The 21,723-nt window shown below is 56.2% G+C and carries 20 protein-coding genes; 9 read left to right on the top strand and 11 right to left on the bottom strand.

All coding sequences use genetic code 11. The annotated features are described in order from the left end of the window. Positions 1 to 79: 79 nt before the first annotated feature. The 4 genes from osmV to DEU53_RS04585 are packed head-to-tail and all read right to left on the bottom strand — an operon-like array spanning position 80 to position 3,532. Positions 80 to 1,216, bottom strand: coding sequence for an osmoprotectant ABC transporter ATP-binding protein OsmV (gene osmV, locus DEU53_RS04600; protein ID WP_101764353.1), 1,137 nt, complete (start codon positions 1,214 to 1,216; stop codon positions 80 to 82). Next, positions 1,216 to 1,863 (bottom strand): osmoprotectant ABC transporter permease OsmW, encoded by a 648-nt coding sequence (gene osmW, locus DEU53_RS04595; protein WP_064738719.1) that lies wholly within the window; start codon positions 1,861 to 1,863, stop codon positions 1,216 to 1,218. Before osmW ends, osmV begins: the two co-directional genes overlap by 1 nt. Before the next feature lie 9 nt (positions 1,864 to 1,872). After that, a complete protein-coding gene (locus DEU53_RS04590) occupies positions 1,873 to 2,799 on the bottom strand; it encodes a glycine betaine ABC transporter substrate-binding protein (RefSeq protein WP_110866188.1) in 927 nt (308 codons plus the stop codon). Between the two features lie 16 nt (positions 2,800 to 2,815). Then, positions 2,816 to 3,532 carry an ABC transporter permease gene (locus DEU53_RS04585; RefSeq protein WP_110866187.1) on the bottom strand — a complete coding sequence of 239 codons (717 nt, stop codon included), beginning with the start codon at positions 3,530 to 3,532 and terminating at the stop codon, positions 2,816 to 2,818. Between the two features lie 384 nt (positions 3,533 to 3,916). On the opposite strand from DEU53_RS04585, the gene DEU53_RS04580 reads away from it, so the two are divergent. Continuing rightward, positions 3,917 to 5,377 carry an MDR family MFS transporter gene (locus DEU53_RS04580; protein WP_110866186.1) on the top strand — a complete coding sequence of 487 codons (1,461 nt, stop codon included), beginning with the start codon at positions 3,917 to 3,919 and terminating at the stop codon, positions 5,375 to 5,377. Between the two features lie 32 nt (positions 5,378 to 5,409). On the opposite strand, the gene DEU53_RS04575 is transcribed toward DEU53_RS04580, so the two are convergent. After that, the gene (locus DEU53_RS04575; protein ID WP_110866185.1) at positions 5,410 to 5,706 is read right to left on the bottom strand and encodes a DUF1161 domain-containing protein; all 297 of its coding nucleotides are present in this window, start codon (positions 5,704 to 5,706) and stop codon (positions 5,410 to 5,412) included. Between the two features lie 52 nt (positions 5,707 to 5,758). Further along, the gene (locus DEU53_RS04570; protein ID WP_110866184.1) at positions 5,759 to 6,094 is read right to left on the bottom strand and encodes a DUF1283 family protein; all 336 of its coding nucleotides are present in this window, start codon (positions 6,092 to 6,094) and stop codon (positions 5,759 to 5,761) included. 130 nt (positions 6,095 to 6,224) lie between these two features. On the opposite strand from DEU53_RS04570, the gene DEU53_RS04565 reads away from it, so the two are divergent. Then, positions 6,225 to 6,554, top strand: coding sequence for a YnfA family protein (locus DEU53_RS04565; RefSeq protein WP_192233901.1), 330 nt, complete (start codon positions 6,225 to 6,227; stop codon positions 6,552 to 6,554). Between the two features lie 126 nt (positions 6,555 to 6,680). On the opposite strand, the gene ydfG is transcribed toward DEU53_RS04565, so the two are convergent. Continuing rightward, on the bottom strand, positions 6,681 to 7,427 hold the full coding sequence (gene ydfG, locus DEU53_RS04560) for a bifunctional NADP-dependent 3-hydroxy acid dehydrogenase/3-hydroxypropionate dehydrogenase YdfG (RefSeq protein ID WP_101764358.1): 747 nt from the start codon (positions 7,425 to 7,427) through the stop codon (positions 6,681 to 6,683). A gap of 384 nt (positions 7,428 to 7,811) precedes the next feature. Between ydfG and guaD the strand changes: the two genes are divergently transcribed. The 5 genes from guaD (at position 7,812) to dcp (ending at position 15,825) form a co-directional block, all read left to right on the top strand. Then, positions 7,812 to 9,140 (top strand): guanine deaminase, encoded by a 1,329-nt coding sequence (gene guaD / locus DEU53_RS04555; RefSeq protein ID WP_110866183.1) that lies wholly within the window; start codon positions 7,812 to 7,814, stop codon positions 9,138 to 9,140. Then, positions 9,137 to 10,579, top strand: a complete 1,443-nt coding sequence (gene xdhA / locus DEU53_RS04550; RefSeq protein ID WP_110866182.1) for a xanthine dehydrogenase small subunit — start codon at positions 9,137 to 9,139, stop codon at positions 10,577 to 10,579. Before guaD ends, xdhA begins: the two co-directional genes overlap by 4 nt. After that, entirely contained in the window at positions 10,569 to 12,935 is a 2,367-nt protein-coding gene (gene xdhB, locus DEU53_RS04545) for a xanthine dehydrogenase molybdopterin binding subunit (RefSeq protein ID WP_110866181.1), read from the top strand. Before xdhA ends, xdhB begins: the two co-directional genes overlap by 11 nt. Continuing rightward, positions 12,922 to 13,704, top strand: a complete 783-nt coding sequence (gene xdhC, locus DEU53_RS04540) for a xanthine dehydrogenase accessory protein XdhC (RefSeq protein ID WP_110866180.1) — start codon at positions 12,922 to 12,924, stop codon at positions 13,702 to 13,704. Before xdhB ends, xdhC begins: the two co-directional genes overlap by 14 nt. Before the next feature lie 72 nt (positions 13,705 to 13,776). Then, positions 13,777 to 15,825: a peptidyl-dipeptidase Dcp gene (gene dcp / locus DEU53_RS04535; RefSeq protein ID WP_110866179.1), complete on the top strand. Its 2,049-nt coding sequence runs from the start codon at positions 13,777 to 13,779 to the stop codon at positions 15,823 to 15,825. Between the two features lie 24 nt (positions 15,826 to 15,849). Here dcp and hpxO read toward each other — a convergent pair whose 3' ends face one another. Then, entirely contained in the window at positions 15,850 to 17,007 is a 1,158-nt protein-coding gene (gene hpxO, locus DEU53_RS04530) for an FAD-dependent urate hydroxylase HpxO (RefSeq protein ID WP_110866178.1), read from the bottom strand. Between the two features lie 250 nt (positions 17,008 to 17,257). Here hpxO and DEU53_RS04525 point away from each other — a divergent pair, with 250 nt between their 5' ends. Both DEU53_RS04525 and DEU53_RS04520 read left to right on the top strand, forming a co-directional pair. Beyond that, the gene (locus DEU53_RS04525) at positions 17,258 to 17,497 is read left to right on the top strand and encodes a hypothetical protein (protein WP_110866177.1); all 240 of its coding nucleotides are present in this window, start codon (positions 17,258 to 17,260) and stop codon (positions 17,495 to 17,497) included. A gap of 75 nt (positions 17,498 to 17,572) precedes the next feature. Then, positions 17,573 to 18,835, top strand: coding sequence for a phosphatase PAP2 family protein (locus tag DEU53_RS04520; protein ID WP_110866176.1), 1,263 nt, complete (start codon positions 17,573 to 17,575; stop codon positions 18,833 to 18,835). Between the two features lie 281 nt (positions 18,836 to 19,116). Here the strand turns inward: DEU53_RS04520 and DEU53_RS04515 are convergent, their stop codons facing one another. The 3 genes from DEU53_RS04515 to DEU53_RS04505 form a co-directional block, all read right to left on the bottom strand. Then, positions 19,117 to 19,617, bottom strand: a complete 501-nt coding sequence (locus DEU53_RS04515) for an RES family NAD+ phosphorylase (RefSeq protein WP_110866175.1) — start codon at positions 19,615 to 19,617, stop codon at positions 19,117 to 19,119. Then, a complete protein-coding gene (locus tag DEU53_RS04510; RefSeq protein WP_101764368.1) occupies positions 19,617 to 20,099 on the bottom strand; it encodes an antitoxin Xre/MbcA/ParS toxin-binding domain-containing protein in 483 nt (160 codons plus the stop codon). Before DEU53_RS04510 ends, DEU53_RS04515 begins: the two co-directional genes overlap by 1 nt. 117 nt (positions 20,100 to 20,216) lie before the next feature. Then, the gene (locus tag DEU53_RS04505) at positions 20,217 to 21,701 is read right to left on the bottom strand and encodes an FGGY-family carbohydrate kinase (RefSeq protein ID WP_110866174.1); all 1,485 of its coding nucleotides are present in this window, start codon (positions 21,699 to 21,701) and stop codon (positions 20,217 to 20,219) included. Positions 21,702 to 21,723 lie beyond the last annotated feature (22 nt).

Below are 21,723 nucleotides of genomic sequence, written 5' to 3'. Positions count from 1 at the left end.
AAGGCGCGGGCTGAGCCTCAGGGATGATTTATGGCGACTTTACGATCTGCCATATGCCCCTCGGCGACTGCTTAGGGTTTTACGGATTCAACCGACGGCGCGTACGTCCAGAACTGAGATAATCGGCAATGTAATCCTGCGATATCTCGCCGCTATAACGACCTTCCTCATCGACGATCGGCATCCACACCGTGTTGTGCTCATACAGCTTCGACAGCACCACGCGTAGGTTTTCTTCCGCTTTGCCGGTCACTTTAAAGGTATGCAGCATCTCTTCGCAGCGGCCAGTGGCGCCGCGCGCTTCACGCCGCTTCACAAATCCCAGTGGCTTGCCATCTTCATCAACTACCGTCACCGAACGCATATCGTTATCGTCCATGGTGGCGAAGGCCTCCTGCAGTGGCGTATTACGCTGCACGGTGATGGTGGGCTGCTGATCGGTGACATCGCCGGCCTGCACCAGCAACAAACGTTTCAGCGTACGGTCCTGACCGACAAAGGAGCCAACAAAGTCGTTCGCCGGTTTGGCTAACAGCTCATCCGGGCTGGCGCACTGCACAATTTTCCCCTGACCAAACACCGCAATGCGGTCGCCGAGCTTCAGCGCTTCATCAATATCATGGCTAACCAGCATCACGGTCTTCTTTAACTGGCGCTGCATCTCAAGGAATTCGTTCTGAATCACTTCACGGTTGATTGGGTCGACCGCGCCGAAAGGTTCATCCATCAGCAATACCGGTGGATCCGCGGCCAGCGCGCGAATCACGCCAATACGCTGCTGTTGACCGCCGGACATTTCGCGCGGATAGCGATGCAGGAACTTGGTCGGATCGAGCGCCACCATGCTCATCAATTCCGTGGCGCGTTCGCGGCAGCGCTTCTTATCCCAACCCAACATGCGCGGCACCACGGTAATGTTCTCCTCGATGGTCATATTCGGGAACAGACCAATCTGCTGGATGACATAGCCAATATTGCGGCGCAGGGTGACGGTATCTTGTCCGCTGGTGTCTTCACCGTTGATCAAAATCCTGCCGCTTGAGGAGGGAATCAAACGGTTAATCATCTTAAGGGTGGTGGTTTTGCCACAACCCGATGGGCCGAGCAGCACGCACATTTCCCCGGCAGGCACTTCAAGGCTGACGTTGTCCACGGCATTGAGTGATGTGCCGTTCTTTTGCGTAAAGGTTTTCGTCAGGTTTTCCAGTTTTATCATTATCGAATCCCCTTAGGAGTCAGCGCCGACTGCAAACGGTGCAGCAGCCAATCAAGCACAATCGCGAGCAAACAAATCATCAAGGCACCGGCAATCAACATGCGCACATCGCTGCCGCTGATCCCGTCGAGCAGTTGCAGGCCCAAACCGCCCGCACCAATCACGGCGGCAATCGCCATCACGCCGACGTTCATCACCACCGCTGTACGAATACCGCCAAAAATCACCGGCAGCGCCATCGGAATTTCTACCCAGCGCAGACGCTGCCAGAAGGTCATGCCAATCCCGCGACCGGCTTCACGCAGTCCGGGAGACAAATTCTCCAGCGCGGTGTGGGTGTTACGCACAATCGGCAGCAGCGAGTATAGGAACACGGCGGTGATAGCGGGAAGGGCGCCAATGCCCTGACCGATCATAGAAAACAATGGAATCATCAAACCAAACAACGCGATGGTGGGAATGGTTAACACAATAGTGGCGATGCCGAGCACCGGCGTGGCCAGCCACTTAAAGCGCACAATCAAAATGCCCAGCGGTACGCCAACGATGATGGCGAAACCGACCGCCACCAGTACCAGCCACGTGTGTTGCCAGGTGAGCGTCATCAAGGTGTGCCAGTTATTCATGATGTAATGCAAGGTATCCACAGCGCCTCCTTACAGCATGTTCTTGGATTGAAGGAAATCACGCGCCACCTGTTGCGGCGACTGATGATCAATATCGACACGCTTATTCATCTCGGTGATCGCTTCGTCATTAATCAACGCGGAGAGCTGATTAAGCGCCGTATCCAAACCCGGATGGCTCTCGAGCACATCCTGACGCACTACGGGCGTGACGTTGTAACTTGGGAAGAAGTGCTTATCATCTTCTAACACTTTGAGTTCGAACCCTTTCACGCGGCCATCGGTGGTGTAGATCAAACCGGCATCAACAAAGCCATCGCGAATCGCGTTGTAAACCAAGCCGGGATCCATCTGGCGAATCTGCGGACGATCGAGCGGCATGTTGTAGGCTTTCTGCAATGGCTTAAGACCATCGGAGCGGCCCGAGAATTCCAGGTCCAAACCCAGTTTCCAGTTATGATCCGGATCGTTCTTGCGTACCTCTTCCAGCTTCGCCACCAGTTGCGACATGGTATTGATGCCTTCTTTCTCCGCACGATCGCGTTGCATGGCAAACGCATAGGTATTGTTCATCGGTGCAGGATTAAGCCACACCAGGCCCAATTTCGCATCCAGCTGTTTTACCGTTTTATACGCGTCTTCGGTCGACATCGGCTTATTGATGTGGTTAAAGATGATCAGCGAAGTTCCGGTGTATTCCCATGTCATATCAATCTGTTTATTGATCATCGCGTTACGACCAATGGTGGTGGCGATATTTGTCTTGGGGATCACCTGAAAACCTTTCTTCTGCAACCAGATCACCGTCATCGCGGAGAGGATGTGCTGCTCCGTAAAGCTCTTGGTTGCCATGGTAATCGGTGTTGCAGCCGCGGCGCTTTGGCTGATTGCCAGCGTCGCGGTGAGTGCCAGCGCAGTACGTTTAACCCAGCGCGCCAGCTGATTGGCAGTGGCCATCACAAAACTCCTTGTGTTAAGCCGCAGAGTGCGGGCTGAGATAACGTCCCAATGCCGCGAGCAGCATGTCGAGCACCAGCGCAACCAGCGCGGTGGCCACAGCGCCGAGGATCAGCGTAGGGAAGTCGTTGAGGTAGATGCCGGGGAAAATCAGCTCACCAAAACTGCTGGCACCGATCAGGAACGCCAATGGCGCGGTACCGATGTTAATCGCCGTGGCGATGCGCACGCCTGCCAGAATCACCGGCAGCGCATTGGGAATTTCCACCTGACGCAAACGCTGGAACTTCGTCATACCTATACCGTTGGCGGCTTCAATCAGCGACGGCGGTACCGCGCTTAAACCGGCAAAAGTATTACGTACAATCGGCAGCAGCGAGGCGAGGAACAGGGCAATCAGCGCGGGACGATCGCCGATACCGACAATCACCATCGCGAGCGCCAATACCGCCAGCGGTGGCAGCGTGTTACCCACGTTGAAAATTTGCATCACGTACTCTGCCCAGCGACGAGCGAACGGACGGCTAAGCAGGATGCCGCTGGGAATGCCCACCAGTAACGCAAAGAACATTGACCAAAACACTAAAAACAGATGCTGCTGCCCGAGATAAACCAAATCTTCCCGCCGGTCGCGCAGCGTATTCAGCCCCAGCCCCCAAACCAGCAGGGCAATCACCGCAACAATCGCGAGCAGAGCCAGCCCAGCGCGGCGGGCGAGCGATGCATTTTGCATAGCCAGTGTCTCCCTGATTCAAGAAATCGTTCGATAGGTAATGTCATTCCCAGGATGACGGCGCAGTGTTAAAACGCACACATACGAAAATCCTTCACCCCGTTAAATTGCAGTTAAAATGACTGTTATCAGATGCTTTTTCAGTGAATATCTGGAAAGCACCGCTTAGACCTATAGCAATGCTTGTCGATAAGCGCTAGTTTTTGCGGCAAAATCAGACAGATAGAAATAATAAAAAACGCCATCTAACCCGCGTGGAATAAGGCATCATCCGACAATAAAAAATTTTCATCGAAATAAGTGACGTCGTCACAGATAGGTCGCACGCAGAGGAAACTGGTCTGGCGAATTTTGAGCTAGCCTTGTTAGAAATTAAGGAGACGTATGACTGAAACTGCAGAATTGAACACGGAACATCGCCACTGGATTCTTATCGGCTGCATGCTCGCTATGTTTATGGCGGCGATTGAAGTCACCATCGTGGCCACCGCCATGCCGACCATTATTGCCGATCTTGGCGGCTTTTCGCAGTTTGGCTGGGTATTTTCCATCTATCTACTGACGCAAGCCGTTAGCGTGCCGCTGTATGGCCGACTGGCAGATATGTGGGGCCGCAAACGGCTGTTGTTTATCGGTGTTTCGCTATTTTTACTGGGATCGATTCTGTGCGGATTTGCCCACAGCATGGCGTGGCTGATCCTGTTTCGCGCTTTTCAGGGGTTAGGTGCCGGCGCGATTATGCCGCTAACGTCCACCATTGTGGCAGACGTCTATTCGCCGCGCGAACGCGCCAACGTACAGGGCTGGCTCTCCAGCGTCTGGGGCGTGGCGGCAATCATTGGTCCGCTGAGCGGCGCGTGGCTGGTGCAGCACTTTAGCTGGTCGGTGATTTTCTGGGTCAACGTGCCGATTGGCGCCATCGCCATGCTGCTGCTGGCGCGTTTTCTTCCATCGCGTGAACAAAATCAGGCCACCACGCTCAATCTCACCGGCAGCTGCTGGCTGATGATCTGCGTAACGGCGTTGCTGGTCGCGCTGTTACAGGCAGAAGTGCTCGGTTTCTGGCTGGTGCCGTTCCTGCTGCTGGCTGTCATTGCTGCCTGGCGTTTAAAACAGCATGAACAGCGTGCTGATGCGCCGCTGTTCCCGCTGGAAATCTGGCGCAGCCGGCTTATCGTCGCTGGCAACATCGGCAACCTGATCATCGGTGCCAGTATGATGGGCATCAGCGCCTTTCTACCAACCTGGATTCAGGGCATCACCGGCGGCACGCCGCTGCAGGCCGGCAGCGCACTGGCGATGATGTCGATTGGCTGGCCGCTGGCCAGTACATTGAGCGGTAGGTTGATGCTTATCACCTCCTATCGCTTCACCGCGCAGTTGGGCGCGCTGCTGCTGATTGCGGGCAGCGCATTACTGCTGCTACTGCGCAGCGACAGCTCAATCGTGCAGGCCGGATTCACCGCCTTTGTGATTGGCACCGGCATGGGCATGACCAGCACCACGTTTCTGGTATCGGTACAGAACCATTCGCATTACGATATTCGCGGCATTTGCACCGCCTCAATCATGTTCAGCCGCATGATCGGGTCGGCGATTGGTACCGCGTTATTGGGCGCGGTGCTGAACCTCAATTTGTCGCTGCGTCTGCCGCAGGCCGACGATCCGATGCAGAAAATAATGTCGCCTGAAAGCCGTCAGGCGCTGTCGGAGGCGACATTGCATGACTGGACCGGACAAATCGCCAGTTCTTTACATTGGGTGTTTGTAGTGTCGTTGCTGATTGCACTGCTAACGTTGTGGGTGGCGTGGATAATGCCGCGACAAAGGCCGGAAGTGGAATAGAAAGCAGGGCGGCCAGAGAGCCGCCCGAAAGTTTACTGCGCTGGCGTATCCTGAGAGCTGCCCGCGCTGTCTGGCACGGTGCTGTCACCATCACGGCCATTTTTCTTGTAGACGATTTTCTGTGTGTCGTTCTCACAATGACCCACAACCTGGCCGCCGACCTGATCGGCTTGATCATTGGCCACGATATCCAGCGTGAAGTCCGATTCGGCGACGCCGTTGTTAATGATTTTTTTGCTGATGTCCGCTTTGACGCTTTCACAAGAAGCTTGCGCCAATACCGGCAGCGACAACATCGCCATCAGCAGAACTGCATTACGTTTTTTCATCATTCACTCCTTTGGTCAGAAATCCTGTCAAAACTATAGCAGTGATAAACGATTAAGGTGCAATTGGACGTCCGGTGCGGCGGTCGAGGCAGCGCAGCGTATTCGGTTCCCAATAGGCGTTAACGTTGTAGCTCTTTTCGCAGGAGTCGCGGGTATCAAAGGCTTTGTCCGCTTTATCGAACTCTTTCTCAACGCGCGTATTGACCTTATTACGCAGGTTTTTGGTATCTTTCCACTGCTCTTTGCTCTGGCGCGCGGCTTCATTACTGGAGGCGCTGCTGCCATCTTCAATAATCAGGCGATCGGTTTTGGCCGCAGCGATGGGCGCAGCCATTAACAGGCTCGACGTCACCACGGTAGCCAGCAGGGCGGAAAACAGTTTTTTCATCGTCATTTCCTTCAGTTAACACCAGCACAGCCGGGATCGCGGCTGTAACAACCATGGGCGCTAGTATATCATCGCTGCTTCTTTGCTCACCAGCGGTGAGCGCTTTGTTTAGCTTAGCGAGAGATTTTCTATGCTGGTCAAAACCGCCTTGCTGTTTTTTATCACTGCGATAGCGGAAATTGTTGGCTGTTTTCTGCCGTGGCTATGGTTGAAGAAGGGCATGACGGCGTGGCTGCTGGTGCCGGCCGCGGCAAGTCTGGCGCTGTTTGTCTGGTTGTTAACGTTGCATCCCGCCGCGAGCGGGCGCGTTTATGCGGCCTATGGCGGCGTATACGTGCTGACGGCGCTAATCTGGCTGCGCGTGGTGGATGGCGTAAAACTGAGTACGTGGGATTGGGTCGGCGCGCTGGTCGCCTTGAGCGGCATGTTGATTATCGTGACCGGTTGGGGCCGCGCGTAATCATCGGCCACACCGGCGTGCGATATCAGGGGAAACATCCCGATGAGGTCGTCGCGGCAAAAGCCGCCGGAGCGCCTCATAGGATGGTCGCCCCGGGTATTTCGATCAAACAGCGTGTAACCGCGATTAACCTTTATGCACCTTCAGTCCCGCGGTGGTTTGCGTCACCGGCATAATCTCCAGCGTATTGATGTTGACGTGCTTCGGCAGCGTCGTCACCCAATACACTGCTTCGGTGACATCTTCCGCCGTCAGCGCGGTGGTGCCTTCATAAACCTGGCCCGCTTTATCGTCATCGCCCTTAAAGCGCACGTTTGAGAACTCGGTTCCGCCCACCAAACCTGGCTCGATATCGGTCACGCGCAGCGCGGTGCCGTGCAGGTCGGTACGCAGATTCAGGCTGAACTGGCGCACGAACGCTTTGGTCGCGCCATACACGTTGCCACCTAAGTAAGGCCAGCTGCCGGCAATCGAACCGATATTCACGATATGACCAACATTGCGTTCAACCATTGCCGGCAGCACCGCACGCGTCATGTACACCAAACCTTTGTTGTTGGTGTCGATCATATTTTCCCAGTCTTCGATATTGGCTTTGTGCGCCGGTTCCACACCCAACGCCAGGCCAGCATTGTTAACCAGCACATCAATATTGCGCCATTCAGCAGGCAGGGAGGCGATCGCTTCATCGATGGCGGCGCGATTACGCACGTCCAGCTGAACGGTATACAGATTGTCGCCCAACTCATCTTTCAGCTCTTTTAAACGCTCAGCGCGACGTCCGCTGGCGATCACTTTGTGACCTGTAGCAATGAAGCGGCGGGTGATACTTTGACCAAAACCAGCAGTTGCGCCAGTAACAAAAATAATCATCTCACTGTTCCTTATACGATTTCAGGTTATCAGCCACACCTTAGCATTAACCTCGAACCCATGCTCATGAAAACCCAAAGCAGCGTGTTGCAGGATTTTTCCTGCACATTACGAGTGCAATGGCGCACCACAAAGACGCATCCCAACAGGCGATAATCACGCCATGCGCAGTAAAACTCGCCGCAATGTTAAATCGCAACCGTTTGCGATAGCAGGCAACCGGTTGCGCATACGTTTGCTCGTCAAGCTTGACACAAAAACGCATCGGAACAACCTATTATATTGAAAGTAAACAGTATTTTTTGTTCTTTGCATTGGCATGCGCTTTGCAAACTATCTTTAAGGCAATCACCTGCACTCATAAAAAAGCACCAAGGAACCATTATGCCTTACGCACCCGAAACGCTGCTGCGCGCCAGCTTCTTTGATTTCACCGCTCTGGCCGCGCAGCCAGACGACATCGCTGCCAATGCACGCTATCTCGAAGATGGCTTATTAACGCTGCGTGACGGCAAAGTGGTCAGCTTGGAAAGCTGGCAAATCGCGGAAGGGCGCGTTGATCCCACGCGCGTTACCGATCTGCGCGGTAAACTGATCGTGCCCGGCTTTATCGATACCCATATTCATTATCCGCAAACCGAGATGATCGGCGCCTTTGGCGAACAGCTGCTGGAGTGGCTCAACCAATATACCTTCCCGGTGGAGAGCCAATATCACTGTCCCGATCACGCGGCAAAAATGTCGGCGTTCTTCCTGCATCAGCTGCTGTCGAATGGCACCACCACCGCGCTGGTGTTCGGCACCGTGCATAAGCAGTCGGTCGACTCGCTGTTCAGCGCCGCGCAGCAGCTGGATATGCGGCTGATTGCTGGCAAAGTGATGATGGATCGTAACGCGCCGGAATACCTGACCGAAACGCCGGAAGAGAGTTATCAGCACACGCGTGAACTGATTGAGCGCTGGCATCAGCGCGGTCGCCTGAGCTATGCGCTCACGCCGCGCTTTGCACCGACCTCGTCGCCGGAATTGCTGGATAAAGTGCGTCAGCTGCACGAGGAGTTTCCTGATGTCTGGATGCACACGCACCTAAGTGAAAATCCGCAGGAGATCGCCTGGGTAAAAGCGCTATTCCCGGAGCGCGCAGGCTATCTTGATGTTTATCATCATCACCAACTTACCGGCAAACGCAGCGTGTTCGCGCACTGCCTGCATCTCGAAGATCAAGAGTGGCAATGCCTGCATGACACCGATTCATCAATTGCCTTCTGCCCGACCTCAAACCTGTTCCTCGGCAGCGGCTTATTCAACATCAAACGCTGCTGGCAGCAGGGCGTGCGCATGGGCATTGGCACCGACGTTGGCGCAGGCACCACCTTTAATCTGCTGCAAACGCTGGGCGAAGCCTACAAAGTCGGCCAGCTACAGCAATACAAACTCAGCGCTTGCGAAGCGTTTTATCACGCCACCTTAGGCGGCGCGCACGCGCTCGATCTGGATGACGTTATCGGCAACTTCAATCCCGGCAAAGAGGCCGATTTCGTGGTGCTCGATGCGGCTGTGTCGCCGCTGCAGAAGCTGCGCAATGCCAACAGCAAAGACATCTGGGAGCGGCTGTTTGTGATGATGACGCTTGGCGACGACCGCAACATCGCGCAAACCTGGGTGAGCGGCAAGCCGGTTTGGCAACGCGAAAGTGAGGAACAAATCGCATGATCCAATTCTTACTCAACGATCGTTTAATCACCGAACGTGAGCTTGATCCTAATCTCACCGTGCTTAACTACCTGCGCGGCCAGCAGCAGCGTCGCGGCACCAAAGAGGGCTGCGCGTCTGGCGATTGCGGTGCCTGCACCGTCACACTCGGTAAAGTGGTGGATGGACAGATGCAGTATCAGGCGGTGAATAGCTGTTTAACGCTGGTCAGCAGCCTGCAAGGCAAGCAACTGATTACCGTGGAAGATCTCAAACAGGGCCGCGAACTGCACAGCGTGCAGCAAGCGATGGTGGATTGCCACGGCTCGCAATGCGGCTACTGCACGCCGGGTTTCGTGATGTCGCTGTTTACTCTGCAGAAAAACAGCGCTGGCTGGGATCGACATCAGGCGGAACAGGCGCTGGCGGGTAATTTATGTCGTTGCACCGGCTATCGTCCGATCATGGATGCGGCGCAGCAGGCGTGTGAACAACCTGATGCAGATGCCTTCAGCGCCAATGCACCCGCGCTAGTACAGCGTTTACAGGCGCTCAGCAACGATGAAGTACAGATCATCGAAGCCGCGGGCAGCCGCTGCTATCTGCCGAAAACAGTAGCGCAACTCGCCGAGCTCTATCAGCAATATCCTGAAGCCCGTCTGGTGGCTGGCGGTACCGATCTGACGCTGCAAATCACTCAGCAATATCAGCGCTTGCCGCTGCTGATCGCGCTGGAGCAGATTGATGAGTTGAAGGTCTGCCACGAAGATGAAATGAATCTTTATCTCGGTGCTGCCGCCTCATTGCAGCATTGCTATCAGTTTTTAGCACAGCACATTCCAGCCTTTAGCAGCATGCTGGAGCGTTTTGCCTCATTGCAAATTCGTAATCAGGGCACGCTCGGCGGCAATATTGGTAACGCATCGCCGATTGGTGATTGCGCGCCGATGCTGCTGGCTTTAAATGCGCGTCTGGTTTTGCAGCAGGGTGAAAAGAGGCGAGAAGTCCCGCTCGACCATTTTTTTACTGCATATCGCCAAACGGTCTTGCTGCCGGGTGAATTCATTCGCAGCATCACCATCGCCAAAGTGACGGTGTCACCCAACTTTGCGGCGTGGAAAGTGGCTAAACGGCTGGACGATGATATTTCCGCGGTTTTCGCCGCCATCAATCTGCACATCGCGGAAGGGGTAATTGTGGAAGTGCGGCTCGCCTTTGGGGGTATGGCCGCCACGCCGAAACGCGCGCTGGCGGCTGAAGCACAACTGCTGGGCCAACCGCTGCATCTCAGCGCCATCGAAAAAGCCTGCGCCGCGCTGAGTGTGGATTTCCAGCCGCTAAGCGACTTCCGCGCCAGCGCCGATTATCGCCTGCAGGTGGCGCGCAATCTGTTGCGCCGCTACTACGCACAAGCGTCTGGCGAGCTGACCATTACTGAGGTATCGCGCTATGTCTCATAACCGTCCGGAACTGAACGAAACGCTGCTGAAAGCCCAGTTTGCCACCGACATGCAAACGGGCGTCGGGCGCAGCAATAAACATGAAAGTGCCGACAAGCATGTCTCCGGTGAAGCGCTGTATATCGACGACAAGCCGGATCTGCCGGGATTGCTGCATCTCTGTCCGCGTCTGAGCGAGCATGCGCATGCGCGCATCACCAAACTGGATGTGCAGCCATGTTACGCGGTGCCGGGCGTAGTCAGCGTGCTGACGTGGCGCGATGTGCCGGGCCTCAACGATGTCGGTCCGCTCGAACCGGGCGATCCGCTGCTGGCGCAGGACACAATCGAATATTTCGGTCAAATCGTCATTGCCGTCGCCGCTGATTCACCCGAAGCGGCGCGTGCCGGCGCCGCAGCGGCGATCGTTGAGTACGAAGCGCTACCGGCGGTGCTCGACGTGCGTGAAGCGCTGGAACAGCGTTTCTTTGTGCAGCAGCCGCACATTCACCAACGCGGTGATGCTGACGCTGCGCTGGCGCGGGCGTCACGCCGTATTCAGGGCGAATTTCACATCGGCGGTCAGGAACATTTCTATCTGGAAACCCAGACGGCGCTGGTGATCCCCGGCGAAGATGACAGCTTGCAGGTGTTCTCTTCGACGCAAAACCCCACCGAAGTGCAGAAACTGGTGGCGGAAGTGATGGGCATCACCATGAACAAAGTCACCATTGATATGCGGCGCATGGGCGGTGGCTTTGGCGGCAAAGAGACGCAGGCGGCGGGCGTGGCGTGTTTGTGTGCCATCGCCGCGCGTCAGCTGCGAAAACCGGTAAAAATGCGTCTGGCGCGCCGCGACGATATGCAGATCACCGGCAAACGCCATCCGTTTTTTGTCCGCTACGATGTCGGCGTCGATGACAATGGTCGCTTCTGCGGCGTGAAGATCGATCTGGCCGGCAACTGCGGTTATTCGCTCGATCTCAGCGGATCGATTGTCGATCGTGCGATGTTCCACGCCGATAACGCGTATTACCTCGGCGATGCACTGATTACCGGCTATCGCTGCCGCACACATACCGCCTCGAACACCGCGTACCGTGGCTTCGGCGGGCCGCAAGGCATGGTGGCGATTGAGCAGATCATGGATCACGTCGCGCGCGAAGTGGGAGTAGATCCACTCGAACTGCGCAAACGTAACTATTACGGCAAAACCGATCGCAACATCACCCATTACCACCAGCAGGTGGAAGACAATCTGCTGGATGAGATGACGGAGCAATTGGAAACCAGCAGCGAATACGCCGCGCGCCGTCGTGATATCAGCGCATTTAACGCCAGCAACCGTTTTATGAAACGCGGACTGGCGCTGACGCCGGTGAAATTCGGCATCTCATTTACCTCCAGCTTCCTCAATCAGGCCGGCGCGCTGATTTTGATTTACACCGATGGCACGGTGCAGCTCAATCACGGCGGCACCGAAATGGGCCAGGGCTTAAACACCAAAGTGGCGCAGATTGTGGCGGAAGTGCTGCAGATTGATATCAGCCAGATTCAGGTGACCGCCACCGATACCGGCAAAGTGCCCAACACCTCGCCAACCGCAGCGTCCAGCGGGGCCGATCTCAACGGCAAAGCGGCGCAAAATGCCGCACAAATCCTGCGCGATCGCATGACCGAGATGCTGTGTCAGCAACATCAATGCGCGGCAGACGCGGTGCATTTCAGCAACGGTATCGTGCGCGTCGGCGAGAAGCACTTCACCTTCGCCCAGGTTGCACAGCAAGCGTGGCTTAATCAGGTGCCGCTTTCTGCCACCGGTTTCTACAAAGTGCCGGGCATCCATTACGATCGCGCCGCCGGACGCGGCAAACCGTTCTATTACTTCTCCTACGGCGCGGCCTGCTGCGAAGTGCTGGTGGATACGCTGACCGGCGAATACCGCTTGCTGCGCGCCGACATTTTGCATGATGTGGGCGCGTCGCTGAATCCGGCCATTGATATCGGCCAGGTTGAGGGCGGTTTTGTGCAGGGCATGGGCTGGCTCACCTGCGAAGAACTGGTGTGGAACGACAAGGGCAAATTGCTCACCGATGGCCCGGCCAGCTACAAAATCCCGGCGATCAGCGATGTACCCAGTGATTTGCGCGTCACGCTGGTTGAGAACCGCAAAAACCCGCAGGACACGGTGTTCCACTCCAAAGCCGTCGGCGAACCGCCGTTCATGTTGGGCATCGCCGTGTGGTGCGCATTGCAGGATGCGGTTGCCAGCGTTGATAACTATCGTCGCCATCCGCAGCTGGACGCACCCGCCACGCCGGAGCGGGTATTCTGGGGGATTCAGCGCTTATCGGGAGCGGAACATGATTTATCATGACTGGATCAGCGTGTTGCACAGCCTGCGGGAAAAACGCGAAAGCTGCGTACTGATTACCGTGCTCAGCGAGCGGGGCTCTGTGCCGCGCGATCGCGGTAGCAAAATGGTGGTCAGCGCCACTGACACTTTTCTCACCATTGGCGGCGGCCATCTCGAATATCAATGCATTGCGCAGGCGCGAGAGATGCTGCAGCAGCGCTGCACCCAGCCGCGCAGTGAAGAGTTTGCGCTGGCTGCGCGTCTCGGCCAATGCTGCGGTGGTCACGCCACTTTGCTGTTTGAACCGCTGATGCAGCAGCAGCCGGAAATCCAGGTGTACGGTGCAGGTCACGTTGGCCAGGCGCTGGTAAATCTGCTTGCCACTTTGCCGTGCCACATTACGTGGATTGATAGCCGCGCCGCGCAGTTTCGCGCCGTGCCGCCCGGCGTGACGGTGCGTCAGGTTGAGGATCCGATTGACTGCGTGCAGGAAGCCGCGCCCGACAGCTATTTTGTGGTGATGACGCACGATCATCCACTCGATCTGGCGCTCAGCGAAGCGATCTTGCGCCGGGGCGATTTTTGCTATGCCGGTGTGATTGGTTCTGCCACTAAAGCCCAGCGCTTTCGCTATCGCTTAGAGGGCAAAGGCATTGCGGCAGATTCCCTCGCACGTTTGCGCTGCCCGATTGGTTTGGCGGATGTGAAGGGCAAGTTACCGGCGGAGATTGCCGTCGCGGTGGCGGGAGAAATCATCAGCGTTTATCAGCAGCAGGCGATAAGTTGTTGAGTGACGAGGAAACTGCCAGGATAGAACCATCCCGCCGCCACCGTGCGGCGTTGCTGATTATCAGGAGCGATAATGAATTCACGAGCTAATCCGTTTTTCACCGCCAGCACCTTGCCGTATCAAACCCCGCCATTTGACCAGATTCAGGAAGAGGATTTTCTGCCGGCGCTGGAAGCGGGGATTGAAGAGAAACGGCGCGAAGTGGCGGCGATCGCCAGCAATCCTGACGCGCCAACCTTTGCCAATACCTTTGAGGCGCTGGAGCGTAGCGGCCAGTTGCTGAAGCGCGTGAATCTGGTGTTTGGTGCCATGACTTCCGCCAACACCAGCGATCGCCTGCAGGAAATCGATGAACTGATTACCCCGCAACTCACCGCGCTCAATGATGAAATCTACCTGAGCAGCCAGCTATTTGCTCGCCTCGATACCGTTTACCAGCATCGCGGTTCGCAGTGCCCGGATGCCGAAGCGATGCGGCTGGCGGAAGTCACCTGGCAGCATTTTCAGCTGGCCGGTGCCAGCCTGAGCGACGCGGATAAAACCCAGCTGCGCGCCTGCAATCAGGAGCTGGCGAGCCTCAGCACCCGCTTCGGCAATAAGTTGCTGGCGGCCACCAAAGCCGGTGCTTATGTGGTGAGCAATGTTGCGGCGCTGGCCGGATTAAGTGAAGAAGAGCTGGCGCATGCCAAAGCGGCGGCCGAAGCACGCGGCTTGCACGGCGAATGGCTGATTGCGCTGCAAAACACCACGCAGCAACCGGCGCTGCAGGCGCTGGAAGTGCGCGCCACGCGTGAAGCGCTGTTCCAGCAGGCGCTAACACGCAGCGAGCAGGGCGATGATAACGACACGCGCGACATCGTGTTACGCATGGCGCAACTGCGCGCGCAGCAGGCGAGTTTGCTCGGTTTCAAAACCTATGCCGAATGGAGCATGCAGGAGCAGATGGCGAAAACGCCGGAGGCGGCTTTTGCCTTTATGCGCAATATTGTCCCTGCCGCGCGGGCCCGCGCGGAACGCGAAGCCGCCGACATTCAGCAGGCCATTGAAGCCGCGCATCACCGTTTTCCGCTGCGCGCCTGGGACTGGAGTTTTTATGCCGAGCAGGTGCGTAAAGCCCAATACGCGCTGGATGAGAGCCAAATCCGCCCGTACTTTGAGCTGAATAACGTGCTGGAAAAAGGTGTGTTCTGGTCGGCCAGCCAGCTGTTTGGTATTCGCTTTAGCCAGCGCCACGATCTGCCGGTTTATCATCCGGACGTTAACGTCTACGAGATTTTCGATGCCGACGACACGCCGCTGGCGCTGTTCTACACCGATTTCTTTAAGCGTGATAATAAAAGCGGCGGCGCGTGGATGAGTAATTTCGTCGACCAAACCACGCTGCTCGGCACCAAACCGGTGATCTACAACGTGTGCAACTACACCAAGCCGCAGGCAGGCCAGCCGGCGCTGCTGAGCTGGGATGAAGTGATCACGCTGTTCCACGAGTTTGGTCATGCGCTGCACGGTTTGTTCGCCACGCAACGCTATCCGAGCTTGTCGGGTACCGCCACGCCGCGCGACTTTGTCGAGTTCCCGTCGCAGATTAATGAGCATTGGGCCAGCAACGAAGCGGTGTTTGCCAACTATGCGCGTCACTATAAAACCGGAGAGGCGATGCCTGCTGAGCTGCGAGACAAGATGGTGCGCGCCGCGAAGTTCAACAAAGGCTACGACATGACCGAACTGCTGGCCGCCGCGCTGCTGGATCTGCAGTGGCATTCACTGACCACGCAAGACAATCCGCAGGACGTCAGCCACTTCGAGCTGCAGGCGCTGGCCGCCGAAAACATTGCGCTGGCGACGGTTCCGCCCCGTTATCGCTCCAGCTATTTCCGCCATATCTGGGGCGGCGGCTATGCAGCCGGTTATTACGCCTATATCTGGACGCAGATGCTCGCCGATGATGGCTATCAAGCCTTTGTCGAACGCGGTGGATTAACACGCGAAAACGGTCAGCAGTTCCGCGAACATATTCTGTCACGCGGTAACAGCACCGATTTGCAGCATCTGTGGCTGGCGTGGCGCGGCAAAGAGCCGGAGATCGGCCCTATGCTGAAAAATCGTGGATTAGAGTCTTAGAACCGCCATTGATGGCGACCTGGTTCAACCCAGCGGACCGCCTTCAATGGTATCGCACATGCCGGCCAGCACGCGCTCGCCGGTTTCGTTTTTCAAATCTGCATACCACGCCGCCGTCACTTCCGCGTCTTTAGCGTGGGTCACATCGCAGCGCTTACGGGCTTTCAACACCAAATCTTTGGTGCGATCCACACGACGGGCTTCATAGCGCAACAACGCATCCTCAATCCCTAAAGAGTGTGACGCCAGCGTCTGCGCCAGCACCACCGCATCTTCCATCGCCGCACAACCGCCTTGCCCGATATCCGGCGTGGTGCTGTGTGCGGCATCGCCCAGCAACGCCACGCGACCTTTAACAAAACGGCTAAACGGTTCGATGTCGTGGATTTCCACACGGTTGGTGGTTTCCGGATTGAGGCGTTCAATCAGACGCTGCACCGGTTCGGCCCAGCCGCTGAAGTAGCCTTTGAGATCGTTTTTCAACGTTGCGCGATCTTCCGGCAAGCCTTTTGGCAGCGGAACATCAAAGAAGAAGTAGAAGCGGTTATCGCTGACCGGCATCAGCGACACGCGTTTGCCTTCGCCGACAAAAGTGGTCCATTGATCGGCGGGCGCAATCGCTTCATCAATTGTCACCAGGCCGTTCCAGTTGACGTAACCGGCGTAACGACGTTCCACGCTTTCACCCAGCACATAGTGGCGGATCACCGAGTGCGTACCATCGGCGGCAATCAGAAAATCACCTTCGGCCTGGCTACCGTCATCAAACCAGGCGGTGACGCCATGCTCGGTTTGCTCAACCTGCGTGACGCGTTTACCAAAGCTAATGCGCGAACGTCCGTAGGTATCGATCAGCATCGCCTGCAATTCGGCGCGCGCCACCGGATAGGGATATTCCCCCACCTGCTGCACCAGCGGTTTCATGCTGAAGCGGGTGAGCGTGCTGCCGCTGTGCGCATCGTTGTAGGCCATAAACGCCATGTTGCCGCCCAGTGCGCGCAGCGGCTCTTTCATGCCCAACGCGTTGAGACATTTCACGCCGTTGGGCCAGATAGAGATCGCCGCACCCACCGGCTTCATCTCTTTCACTGCTTCAAACACCGCGGTGTCAAAACCCGCTTTCTCCAGCGCAATCGCAGCACTCATACCGCCAATGCCCGCGCCAATCACAATCGCTTTCATATCCGTCTCCTTTGCTATGCATTAAAGACTGCAACTTTTGTACCAGGTTGGAAGATTGGCCGAATGGAGGCTAAATCATTGATTTAAAATCAACGAAGCAGCATCTGATCTTGCCGCTCTGCACTATAGTGGCGCACGCCCATGCACTGCAGCAGAGCAACTTCTGTGAAAGAGTGAATCGATTGTTTCAGAATGGTAATTGGCTCCGCAGCAGCCATACTCATTACACCCGTTCTGCGAGGACTCAATCATGAAATGGACAATGGCTTTTACCTTGCTGTTCAGCGCCAGCGTGCTGGCACAACCGCAATGGCAGCCGGAGCGAAAAGCACCGGTGGTGCAGCTGACGCCGATTGCCGCGAAGTGCGATGTTTCAGCCTGTCAGCAAAACTGCTATGTGCAGCAATCACAGTGTAAAAATGACAATAACGGCGGCTGCGGCTCGCTGGCACAAATTTGCGTACAAAACTGTGCCAGTCAGTGTCGTTAAATGAAATAAATCTGTCATAACCGAGTGCTAGCGTGTTTCCCCGGCAAGGTAATATTCTGATAACAGGGGAAAATAATGAAAACCCGCTTCACACTGATTGCAACGGTTATTCTGCTGGCACAGCAAGCACATGCGGTTTCACTGCCCGATGCGGCCGCGCTGGCAGGCTTAACCTCTACCGGTTCCACCTCCGCTTATATCGATCTCGAGCAGCAATCGCTACAGGCTGAACGTCAGGCGCTGCAAGGTGATAGCAGCACGTTGACGCGCGAGCAACTGGAAAAAGCCAAACAGACCGCGAAACAAGCTGACACGCAGTGGCTGAAAAACAGCGGCTACGATTTCAAAATGAAAGAGAACCAGCAGGCCGGAATTGCGCTGCTTTCAGGCTTTAGCACGTTGCCCGCTAGCGTGCTTGATGTCAGTCAAGCCACCGTTACCCACATCAATCTGAACGCCACGCTAAATGTGCGTCATCAGGCTCTGGCCGATGCAGAAGCCATCAGCTATCTCTATTTCCTCTCCGATGCGCTTGGTCCGCGCCTTGGCAAAGCCTTCCTCGCCGCTTACGACAAAGGTGAGATAGGTAAGGCCGCCGCGCTAATTAAAGCCAGTGAAGTCAGCACCAGCGCGGCGAAAAAGCACTTTAACTATCCGCGGCCGTTCCTGCGTGAAGGCAACAGCATCCATCTGGTGCCGGACGATGTAGTGGTGAAGGATAACGTGCGTTACACCGCCGACGGCGGCTCTTTCCCGAGTGGTCACACCAACACCGGTTATACCGATGCTTTGTTGCTGGCCGAAATGGTGCCGGAACGTTTTGAAGCATTGGTGACGCGCGGCGCACGCTACGGTTATTCGCGTTTAGTGTTGGGCGTGCATTACCCGCTGGATGTGATGGGTTCGCGCATGGTAGCGCAGCGCAACGTGGCGAATTATCTCAACGATGCGCGCTATCAGGCACTGTTTAGGGAAGCGCGTAATCAGTTGCGTGCCGCGCTGGAAAAAGAGTGCGGCACGTCGCTGGCAGAGTGTGCGCGCAGCAATGGCAAGGACGATCCGTATCGCTCACCGGCGATGAAGCAGTTCTATCGTTTCACCATGAGTTACAACCTGCCGAGAGCCAATGTGCAGAACGCGCCTGTCAAAGTCCCGCAGGGCGCGGAGATCCTGCTAAAAACCGCGTTGCCGCAGCTGTCTGATGCGCAGATTCGTAGCCTGATGGTGAAAAGCGCGCTGCCAAACGGCTATCCGCTGTCTGGCAATGATGCAGATCAGTCATTCTGGCAACGTGTGGATTTAACGGCGGCGTATGCCTTAGCGAAACCGGCGCGTTGATATTTTGCTTTAAATTCGGTGCGGGCGCAGACACATCTGCTGCGTCACGGGCCGTCCTCGCGCCGCTAGCGCGGTGCCTTCGGCTTCTACGTTGTGCCAACGGACCGTTCGGGGATCGGCCGTCCTGGCCGGCCCCGAACTGCCTCACGCATCCATGCGTGAGGCTCCTGGCCCAACGTAAAATCCTCAGCGCTGTGGATAGCCCTTTTGCCGCAGCAGACGCGCCAGCGCCTTTAGCAAATGTGTCCTTTTCAACAACTCGCACTGAAGCAATACCCTCGTCACGCTTTAATCCGGCGATCAAGCGCGAAGGGCGCTGAAGTAGCTTGTGCAAATAGGGCCGCAGCGGCGGGGTGGTCGGGATTGAGAATGGCGTTGTCTTCGCCGGTCAAAATGCTGGGTACCGTTAATAGCAAAGGAAAGCCGCCTTGCACATCGAGGAATGCGGCGCCAATCGCCTGTGTCTCTTCTTGCTGCTGATACTTATGCCAATCGTCGGGCAGTTTATTGCTGTCCAGCGCCATGATTTCGCTCTCAGGAATCGGCAGAGTAAAAATCACAAAGCGACTTTTCTCCAGCATCGCTTTACCGGCATGCACCACCAGTTCCAGCGTGGCGAGCGCCTTTGAACTGCTGAGGTAAACCGTCTTAATACCGGGCGGATTCCAGCGTCCGCCCCATTTTTCAGCGCCAGCGCCGCTAAATGCCTCGCTGGCGTACTCTTCTTTCACGAGTCGATAAAACAGCCGATAGGGAGCATCCGGTTCCTTCCGTTGCGTCATTACACAATTACTCCGTGTTCCAGGCGACCAATCAGCGTTAACACCGCATCACAACCCGCAGGCGTGCTCAGCATCTCCATCGGCAATGCATCATCCAGTGCCAACGCAGGTTGATACATCCAGCGCATGGCAGCGTCAACGTCACCGGAAAATAATTGCAATACGGCATCCAGAATTTCGAACACCTGATACACGCGCGCACCTTGCTCCACCGAAAGTTGCGATCCGGCTTTCTCGCGGCGGCGATAGGTATTGCGATCGATTGAGACCATTTGGGCCACATCCAGTGGCGTTGCTTTCAGCACCGTGGCCGCGCGTTCAACGATGCCGACGTCCAGACCTTCGGTGATCAACTGGTGCGCTTTCAGCGGATTACGCGGTAAGCCCATTTGATCCATAAACGATTGCTGAGCGTGCTGGATCAGCGTGGGATCGAAGACGCGTGCGGCATTGCCGTGATTGAATGGGGATGCAGTTGTCATAACAACCTCCTGAACAATGTTCATTTGAACATTTTGATAGCTCAAGTGTACATCACTGCGCAGGGGTTGTCATTTTTTATACAATCTTAAAACTAATGCATTGTTAATAAACAATAATCAACTGGCTTCCTGCCACATCTCGCGCATCGCCAGCTCCAGCTTTTTAAACACCCGATAACGTACGTCGTGAAACGCAACGCGCTCTGGTCGCGGCAACAATTTGCCGGGATTGATCTGCACCGCCTGCTGCGCGGCCTCGGCAAGATTGCGCCACGCGCCGACGCCCACACCGGCACACAAGGCGGCGCCCAGCGCGCCGGTCTCTTTGCACTCCGCCACGCGAATCGGTATGCCTAACACGTCAGCAAACATCTGCGGCCAGATGCAACTGCGCGCCGCGCCGCCCGACAAAATGGCCTGCGTAAAAGGGATGCCTGCCGCACGCAAGCGATCAATATGCGCCCGATGGGCAAAGGTCACGCCTTCAAACAGCGCAAACAGCATATCGGCGCGCGTATGCCAGCCGCCTAAGCCATAAAACCCGGCCTTGGCCGGTTCCGATTTGCGTCCGGAATAAAGATAAGGATGATAGAGCGGTAGCTGGGCATTGGGTTGCACGTGCGCCACGCTATCGCTGCTGCGCGCCGCGCCCTGACCGCCGCGACCATCGTCGAATTCGCGCAGGAACCAGTCGAGATTCGCCGCCGAGGTGGCGCTGGCCTCAATCGCCATATAACGATCGGACTCAATAATGGAGTTCATAAATACCGGGCGCAGATAATCGGGTTTATCTACCACCACCTGATTGATGCTCCACGTACCGGCGACAATCGAGGCTTCACCGCTGTTCACCACGCCAGAACCCACGGCGCTGGCCACCACATCAAATATGCCCGCCACCACCGGAATGCCCGCCGGTAATCCGGTGAGTTGGGATGCACGTTCTGTGACATGGCCAACCACCTCGCAGGATTCACGCAGTGCGGGCAGCAGGGCGAGCGCCTCTTCGATGTCGTACAGCGCCATCAATTCACGGCTGTAGCTGCGCGCACGATAATCAATTAAGCCGGCACCGGCGGCATCTGAAAAATCAGCGCTAATCGCACCGCTGAGAAAATGGGCGATAACGTCTTTCGCCAGCAATAAATGTCCGATTTGCGCCCAGCGCTCGGGTTGATGTTGCTTAATCCAGCTGATCAATACCGGCGTTGCCGCAGGCCAGGGTTTTTGCAGCGAAATCTGGTAGATGCGCTTATCCGCGCCGCTCATTTCCAGCGCGTGCACCTTGTCACAAGCTCGATGATCGATAGATTGAATACCAAAAAGTGGCTGCTGATGCTTATCCAGCGCGTACAAACCGTTGCCGTGACCGGCCGCGCCAACCGCAATCACATCACTGGCGGGCGTCTCCGCCTGCTGCAGACAACGGCTCACCGCATCGCTGACGCCATGCCAGATATCCGCCACCGGCCGTTCGGCGTAGCCTTCCTGCGGACGATGCGTTTCTCCCGCGCACTCGGCCACCGACAATACGCGACCGCTGAGATCAAACAGCACCGCTTTGATCATGGTGTTTCCGGCATCAATACCGACTATCTTCATATCCGACTCCGTGCAACTGGCG

This window comes from Pantoea sp. AG1095 (genome assembly GCF_003208415.1).
GTDB classification, from domain to species: domain Bacteria; phylum Pseudomonadota; class Gammaproteobacteria; order Enterobacterales; family Enterobacteriaceae; genus Pantoea; species Pantoea leporis.
This window is presented reverse-complemented; position numbering and strand designations above follow the sequence as displayed.

Excerpts from the sequence above, each read along its gene's own strand:
- guaD (WP_110866183.1), top strand. The coding sequence starts at position 7,812 with ATGCCTTACGCACCCGAAACGCTGCTGCGCGCCAGCTTCTTTGATTTC.
- DEU53_RS04510 (WP_101764368.1), bottom strand. The coding sequence starts at position 20,099 with ATGACAACTGCATCCCCATTCAATCACGGCAATGCCGCACGCGTCTTC.
- DEU53_RS04505 (WP_110866174.1), bottom strand. The coding sequence starts at position 21,701 with ATGAAGATAGTCGGTATTGATGCCGGAAACACCATGATCAAAGCGGTG.
- ydfG (WP_101764358.1), bottom strand. The coding sequence starts at position 7,427 with ATGATTATTTTTGTTACTGGCGCAACTGCTGGTTTTGGTCAAAGTATC.
- osmV (WP_101764353.1), bottom strand. The coding sequence starts at position 1,216 with ATGATAAAACTGGAAAACCTGACGAAAACCTTTACGCAAAAGAACGGC.
- xdhB (WP_110866181.1), top strand. The coding sequence starts at position 10,569 with ATGTCTCATAACCGTCCGGAACTGAACGAAACGCTGCTGAAAGCCCAG.
- DEU53_RS04585 (WP_110866187.1), bottom strand. The coding sequence starts at position 3,532 with ATGCAAAATGCATCGCTCGCCCGCCGCGCTGGGCTGGCTCTGCTCGCG.
- DEU53_RS04580 (WP_110866186.1), top strand. The coding sequence starts at position 3,917 with ATGACTGAAACTGCAGAATTGAACACGGAACATCGCCACTGGATTCTT.
- DEU53_RS04590 (WP_110866188.1), bottom strand. The coding sequence starts at position 2,799 with ATGGCCACTGCCAATCAGCTGGCGCGCTGGGTTAAACGTACTGCGCTG.
- DEU53_RS04515 (WP_110866175.1), bottom strand. The coding sequence starts at position 19,617 with ATGACGCAACGGAAGGAACCGGATGCTCCCTATCGGCTGTTTTATCGA.
- DEU53_RS04565 (WP_192233901.1), top strand. The coding sequence starts at position 6,225 with ATGCTGGTCAAAACCGCCTTGCTGTTTTTTATCACTGCGATAGCGGAA.
- DEU53_RS04575 (WP_110866185.1), bottom strand. The coding sequence starts at position 5,706 with ATGAAAAAACGTAATGCAGTTCTGCTGATGGCGATGTTGTCGCTGCCG.
- DEU53_RS04520 (WP_110866176.1), top strand. The coding sequence starts at position 17,573 with ATGAAAACCCGCTTCACACTGATTGCAACGGTTATTCTGCTGGCACAG.
- xdhA (WP_110866182.1), top strand. The coding sequence starts at position 9,137 with ATGATCCAATTCTTACTCAACGATCGTTTAATCACCGAACGTGAGCTT.
- DEU53_RS04525 (WP_110866177.1), top strand. The coding sequence starts at position 17,258 with ATGAAATGGACAATGGCTTTTACCTTGCTGTTCAGCGCCAGCGTGCTG.
- hpxO (WP_110866178.1), bottom strand. The coding sequence starts at position 17,007 with ATGAAAGCGATTGTGATTGGCGCGGGCATTGGCGGTATGAGTGCTGCG.
- dcp (WP_110866179.1), top strand. The coding sequence starts at position 13,777 with ATGAATTCACGAGCTAATCCGTTTTTCACCGCCAGCACCTTGCCGTAT.
- xdhC (WP_110866180.1), top strand. The coding sequence starts at position 12,922 with ATGATTTATCATGACTGGATCAGCGTGTTGCACAGCCTGCGGGAAAAA.
- DEU53_RS04570 (WP_110866184.1), bottom strand. The coding sequence starts at position 6,094 with ATGAAAAAACTGTTTTCCGCCCTGCTGGCTACCGTGGTGACGTCGAGC.